The organism is Crocosphaera watsonii WH 8501, assembly GCF_000167195.1.
In the GTDB taxonomy this organism is placed as follows: domain Bacteria; phylum Cyanobacteriota; class Cyanobacteriia; order Cyanobacteriales; family Microcystaceae; genus Crocosphaera; species Crocosphaera watsonii.
Genome location: NZ_AADV02000029.1, coordinates 25,177 through 31,207 on the forward strand (window position 1 = coordinate 25,177; position 6,031 = coordinate 31,207).

Genomic DNA, 6,031 nt, shown 5'->3' on the forward strand with positions numbered 1-6,031 from the left:
TGGTAGTCACCTACCACGACTCCCATTCCGAACCGTGCGTGAGACTTTCACCTCACACGGCTCTCGGCAATTAGTCCCTTGTCGTGGGTACTGTTAAAACGTCGTCTTTCCATTCATAGCCATTATCTAACCAATCATAGAGATAGTCATTTTTGCTTTTAGCATCATGACAGTGACGATGTAGAGCTTGTAGATTGTCGTACCTGTCCTTTCCACCTTTCGATTTTGGGATTATGTGGTCAACTTCTATCAAGTCATCGGGTGTAAAGTGTTGCTTGCAGATAGGGCAGATATCTTTTTGTTTCTTTAAGAGTTTTGACACTCTCATTGGTGTTCCAGTGTATATTCCCCGTCTTTTGCTCCAGTATGTCCAGTTTCCGTCATATGGTGAGACTTCGGCCCTAACCAATTGATGTCTTTTTATTTCCGTTTCGGCGTGGTAGTAAAGGACCATTCCATTTGTTTGAAATGTCCATTTTCCGCGTCTTCCGTATGAGAAATATTTTCTGAGGGCTTCAATCAGTGGGGTCCTATTCTTTTTCCTGCTGACTGTCCAGGCTCTCAGCATATTCCATAATATGTGGTCTTCGGTGTCGAACGTTTCCTTACTGCATACAGTTCGGTAATAATTACACCATCCTCTTATTTGGACTTTGGACAAAAAAAGTTTGTTAGCGTATATTTTACGCTAAACTAAAATCCCAAAATATCGGCTCTGTATCAGTCAATAAAATTGGCTGACAAATAGGGCTAATCTATAGATTCTGAGGGAAACTAAGTAGCTTTTAAGTTTTTAGTTGATTTTTTGCTCCCTTTCTTGATAACATCATGACGAGTTCGTGGGGCTTTTTTGTAACCTTTAATACGTCCGGAAGAAAAACCTCGACGTTTGGGAAATTTGGCGAAAGTCCCCAAGGTCGTAATTATTCTTGAAAAGTCTCTTTGAACTAGACTAGGGGTGATTTTGATGGATTTATTAGTCTTCAAATACTGTTCCCAATCACGGGGTAAAACCACAGCTAATTTTCTGGCAGCCCACGAATTTACGTAAGAAAGAAGTGTTAGTTTAAACCAATTTTCTTCATGATGTACATCGGGAGTTAAATAAGATGTCATCAATAATCTTTGTTTACCAAATCGAAAAAGATGTTCCATGTCATAACGTTGTCGATAACACTGATAACAATCAACTAAACTTAACTCATCGCGCCGAGAACCAATAACAATAAGCCACATAGGTTTCCAAATACTATTTCTTTCTTGATCTCTGACAACAATCTGGAGTAAAGTAAAGGGGTGATTGTTCATTTTATAGTTTTTAGTTCCTCTCATTAACATCTGTTTCCATCCCGAAATAGTCACTGTTAATTGACGACCTTTTTTCGTTGTAAAGGGAACATGATGAACTTCATCATGTTCAGTCCAAGTTTGGTCATCTTTAAGGTCAAATTTATCCCCATACCAACGGGGATGTCCCGAAGTTTTGGCTTGATTTGGGTCCTGAATAAATTGACGATAAAAAACTCGGTCACTTCTAACTCTTGTAATAGTAACTACGTCTTCGTGCTTAACTTGTTCCCCAATAACATCCTTTTGGCTGTAGTCACTATCAGCCACTAAGACAGATAATTTATCAGAAAATAAAGAACTTTGCCAGATTTTTTTTAGTTGTTGATTGCCTTGATTTACTCCTTTATGTTTAGAGGGGACTCGCTCTCCTGATAAGGGGACAGCCCAAGGGACTTTTTCTGTGTCTATTTGGTCAGGTAAAGCGCAGACAACGGAATAACAATGTCCAATATTAATGGGTTTATTTCCCTTAATTGGATTGGGGTAATGAATAAAGGTTTTATCCGCTAACGTTTCGCCAAACCGTCGTGGACAGGGAGTTGTGTCAATACCAAATAAGTTATAATGTTTTGAAGTAGGAGGAATTGTTCTCGATACCGCTGAAAATAAAGTCTCAATTCTCTGTTCATAATTAGGGTCAGTTTGAGTGGGTAAAAACTCTTGAATTCCTCTATATAAACTGTTATAATCTCTTCTAAATAGAGGATTGAGAGACAATTCAACGACTGAGTGAGCTTGTTGGTTACTGGAGAGGGCATCGAGTAATTCTATAATAGTTTCTTTTCTAGCTTTTAGTCCTTGGAAGAGGTTAGACCTCCACACCAGGAATTCCTCGACAGACGTAGCCGTTTCATTTTTGGTCATTTTTAAAATTTATTACCTTATAAATTAGCGGAATATATACGCTAACATCAAAAGAGGTTGTTTGTTACAGTTAAGGCTAATGTCATCACATTCCGAACTTAAGACCAGTCAAGATGTCCACCTGAGAGCCAAACAAATTAAGAGTCTAATTCGCTCTCTTAAACAGAAAATAAAGAAAATTGAACGGGAAGGGGAAGTAGCACCAGCTAATTGTCATATTATTCGTTATCAGGTTAATGGAAAGGGAACAATCTACTGGTATTATAAACTACAGGCTGCTGAATCAATTTTTCCTATGGCCACTAATAATGAGAAAAAAACCAAATATAAATATTTAGGACGAGCCGGAAGTTCTGCTCATATTGATGCTGTAGAAAAACTCACTAGAAGAAATCTCATTGATGAATTAGAACGAGTCATTCAATCTCTAACGGAAAGCTACTTAGATATCTATATTGGAACCGAAACTGAATGAAGCTATTTAATATTTAAAATCCCCTAAAAAGATGGAAAGAGAGTTTTTAAAATCACCTTAATTCTCTATTTTAGCTCTGGAGATATGTTTAGCGTAAAATTTACGCTAACAATTGCTTTTTATCCAAAGTCCAATCTTATTATGGGGTTTAATTTTGCAATTAATGCTGCTTGTGGGGCATTCTTGTTGGCATTTATGACCTTTTTGATCGCCTCATGGTGAGCTAGTATTTTCTTTTTGCTTGGTTTGATTATAGTTTTGAATCCAAGTATCTCACGATGGGGTGTTTTCCCAGAGTGGTATTTCCCTACGGGGTAGGACTTTATGTTGAATCCAAGAAAATCGAAACCAGGGTCAATGGTTTTTCCGTCGTGTTCAATACTTTTTAGAGTATGTCTGATGGAAGTCTTTTCTGGTTTTAGTTCCAGTCCGACTTGTTTCAACCATTGTGCAATTAGATTTTTACATTTTAGAATAACGTCGTAGTCCTCATGGAGAACTACGAAATCATCGGCATAACGGATGATTGCAGGTTGGTATCCTGTTTTGTAGCTACCATCTTTCCTCTTTTTATTTGCAGGAAATTGGTTTCTTATATCATTAATCAATCCGTGTAGTGCAATATTAGCCAATAAAGGGCTTATTACACCGCCTTGGGGAGTTCCTGAATCGGTTTCCTCAAATATACCCTTGTCCATAACACCGCATTTTAGCCATTGTTTAATGACTATTTTGACGTTATTAGGACAATCTAATTTGGACAGTAGGTGGTCATGGTTAATCTTATCAAAACATTTGGATATATCGGCATCTAGAGCATATTTGGCTTTTGAATTGATTACCGTGTATATCCTTTGTATAGCGTCTTGTGCGCTTCTGCCTGGACGAAAACCGTAAGATGTTCCCCCAAATTGGGCTTCCCAATATGGCTCTAAGGCTGATTTAACCAAGGCTTGCATTACTCTATCTTTCATGGTGGGAATTCCCAGACCACGTTTTTCTTCTCTTCCAGGTTTGGGAATCCAAACCTGGAAGAGTGCCTTTGCTTTGTAACCTTTTAAAGCTAGTTCTTTGGCTAACTTTAATCTTTGGTTGGGGCGTAATGCCTTTTTCCCATCAACGCCAGCAGTTTTTTTGCCTTGGTTGTCTTGGGTTACTTTGCGTATGGCTAAGAGCTTTGCGTAATGTGACTTTAACAGTAACTTCTGAAGCTTTTTAGCTTTAACTTTATTACCTGATTTAACAGCTTGAAATATTCTTTTTTGAAGCTTAAACACCTTTCTCTGGACTTTTGCCCAGTTAATTGTGTTCCACTCTGGCGTAGTCTTGGTTATACTCGCATTCGACATATTCACCTCTAATAGAGACTATTTCTTCTAATTAACCAGCAATACGTCAGCTTATCCGTACTCATTACAAGTGGGCATTAGCAACTTAATTGCTTCTCACATCCATGACCCTTGCGGTTCAGTTTGTCCCTACTTACCTACTCGACCGGTGGTAAGAGCAATCATGGACTTAATTCGTTCCGTTGATTTGGGTATATCGGTTTTAGGTTTCATCTTTCCCCCAGGTTACTTTTAGGAATCTGTGTGGATGCTCATGGAAAAACTCCACTTTTTACCTTGTTCTTTTGAACGCAGCCTATCAAACAGATTTGGCTACTACTTGGCGGTTTTGAGGGTTCATGTCGATGATTCAACGTAATGTTTAACCATGACCGATTGACTTGGGGAGCGACTTACCATGCTGCTTCATGACGGGTTCCCCTTCTAACCCTGCTTCCATCCTGGGTTTACTAAGTCCAAAACGGAGGGTTATGTCGTCACTCTTAGGATTTTCTCCTTTGATTCCGAGTGTGGCTCCATTAGCCAACAAATCAACAGTTATTCAGATTTCAATGTTCTGAACGAGCTACACGCTTGTTTCCAAACTTTCTAGCTCAACGAATCGCACACCATTCTCCGCCATAGACGTAGTGGGGATTATTCTCACTCGCTTGTTGCCAACAGTTGGGACACAGAAACCACCACTGTTGCGAGGAATCAATTTGCACTCTATACAGTAGTTTAGAGGAGATATGACAGCAATCGCATTCTTTTTGTCTTACCCGTCCCATAGTTGATAAATATCCCATTACTCAATCACAATTTTTTGTAGAAAACAATGAATAATTTTAACCAAGAATAACAAGAAATGCACATTATTACTCATAGACGACTCAAAGAATTTTGGAAAAAGCATCCGAATGCTAAATCAAGCCTACAAATATGGTATTCTCGCACCAGAGAGGCAAGATGGCACAATTTTTTCAGCTACGTCAAACATTTCCTCAAGCAGATCAAGTGGGTAATCTAACGGTCTTTAATATAAGTGGTAACAACTATCGCTTAATTACTTTGATAGACTATAGATATCAAAAAGTTTTTGTTCGTGCTGTCCTTACCCATTCAGAATATGACACAGATAACTGGAGAAACGACCCTTGGTTCTCCTAACAATCAAGCTTATATAAAATTATTACAAGCTTTCCCCCCTCGTCCTATTGCATCAGAAGAAGATTATCAAACGACTCAAAAAGTTATTGATCAATTAATTGATCAAGGAAGTTTGACCACGGAAGAACAAGATTATCTGAATGTTTTAGGGTGTTTAATCGTAACTGCTCACCGCAACAAAAAAGTCTTATTGAAAAGCACTACAAACAACATCAGTTGAGTCAACAAAAATATAAGCCCTGTGATTTAGCGTAAAATTTAAGCTAATTTATTACGGCTATTTTAATGACTAACATTCCCAGAATCAAGTCTTTTTAAAACCTCAAATAAAAACAACAATATGAGAAAAAAAATAATAGTAAGATAGTTTTTTGTTAGCGGAGATTATCCGCTAATCCTGTGTATTTTTGTGCAGAGAGATAGGGCGATCAAGAAAAATCTATCCCCCATCGGCTCCGGAGCCTTTTACATCTCTAATCCTGGGGGACTCCGACCAGCTAATGACAATAATTCGCATAATTGGACAATGGCATTTTGCCCCTGTAATCTCATGGTCTCTAAAAAACTGAACATTTGGGTGACTAACTCTGCACCCCAGTCGCTTCTTGCTCCCCACTTACTTTGCGGTGAATGACAATGGGACGTAAAGCTCTCTCAGCATCATTATATCTGGTTTGACTTCGGGATAGTTAGAAAGTTGAACACTCTTCCCAAGACGTTTGAACGGTTAACCATCTTTGGCATCAAAGGCATCTTTTTTGGGATTGCTTTAAAATCTTTTGCGGGAGTTCTCAACTTCTGTTCTTTGGACCCTAATCTTCAAGGTTAAATTCAGCCTGAAAAA

The 6,031-nt window shown here is 38.4% G+C and carries 4 protein-coding genes and 3 pseudogenes; 3 read left to right on the top strand and 4 right to left on the bottom strand.

Annotation, left to right across the window (positions count from 1 at the left end; genetic code table 11):
* Positions 1 to 70: 70 nt before the first annotated feature.
* Positions 71 to 646: pseudogene (locus CWATDRAFT_RS41375) on the bottom strand (HNH endonuclease); the annotation flags it as partial.
* Between the two features lie 128 nt (positions 647 to 774).
* Positions 775 to 2,214: an NF041680 family putative transposase gene (locus tag CWATDRAFT_RS15885; protein ID WP_007305963.1), complete on the bottom strand. Its 1,440-nt coding sequence runs from the start codon at positions 2,212 to 2,214 to the stop codon at positions 775 to 777.
* A 79-nt stretch (positions 2,215 to 2,293) separates the two neighbouring features.
* Between CWATDRAFT_RS15885 and CWATDRAFT_RS15890 the strand changes: the two genes are divergently transcribed.
* Positions 2,294 to 2,689, top strand: coding sequence for a hypothetical protein (locus CWATDRAFT_RS15890; RefSeq protein WP_007303072.1), 396 nt, complete (start codon positions 2,294 to 2,296; stop codon positions 2,687 to 2,689).
* Between the two features lie 134 nt (positions 2,690 to 2,823).
* On the opposite strand, the pseudogene CWATDRAFT_RS15895 reads toward CWATDRAFT_RS15890, so the two are convergent.
* A pseudogene (locus CWATDRAFT_RS15895) lies at positions 2,824 to 4,038 on the bottom strand (reverse transcriptase domain-containing protein); the annotation flags it as partial.
* Positions 4,039 to 4,986: 948 nt separating this feature from the next.
* On the opposite strand from CWATDRAFT_RS15895, the gene CWATDRAFT_RS33855 reads away from it, so the two are divergent.
* Positions 4,987 to 5,187, top strand: coding sequence for a type II toxin-antitoxin system HigB family toxin (locus CWATDRAFT_RS33855; RefSeq protein WP_081450973.1), 201 nt, complete (start codon positions 4,987 to 4,989; stop codon positions 5,185 to 5,187).
* Positions 5,147 to 5,407: a hypothetical protein gene (locus CWATDRAFT_RS15900; protein WP_007305961.1), complete on the top strand. Its 261-nt coding sequence runs from the start codon at positions 5,147 to 5,149 to the stop codon at positions 5,405 to 5,407. The genes CWATDRAFT_RS33855 and CWATDRAFT_RS15900 overlap by 41 nt, the downstream gene beginning before the upstream one ends.
* Positions 5,408 to 5,652: 245 nt before the next feature.
* Here the strand turns inward: CWATDRAFT_RS15900 and CWATDRAFT_RS35945 are convergent.
* Positions 5,653 to 6,031: pseudogene (locus tag CWATDRAFT_RS35945) on the bottom strand (IS66 family transposase); the annotation flags it as partial.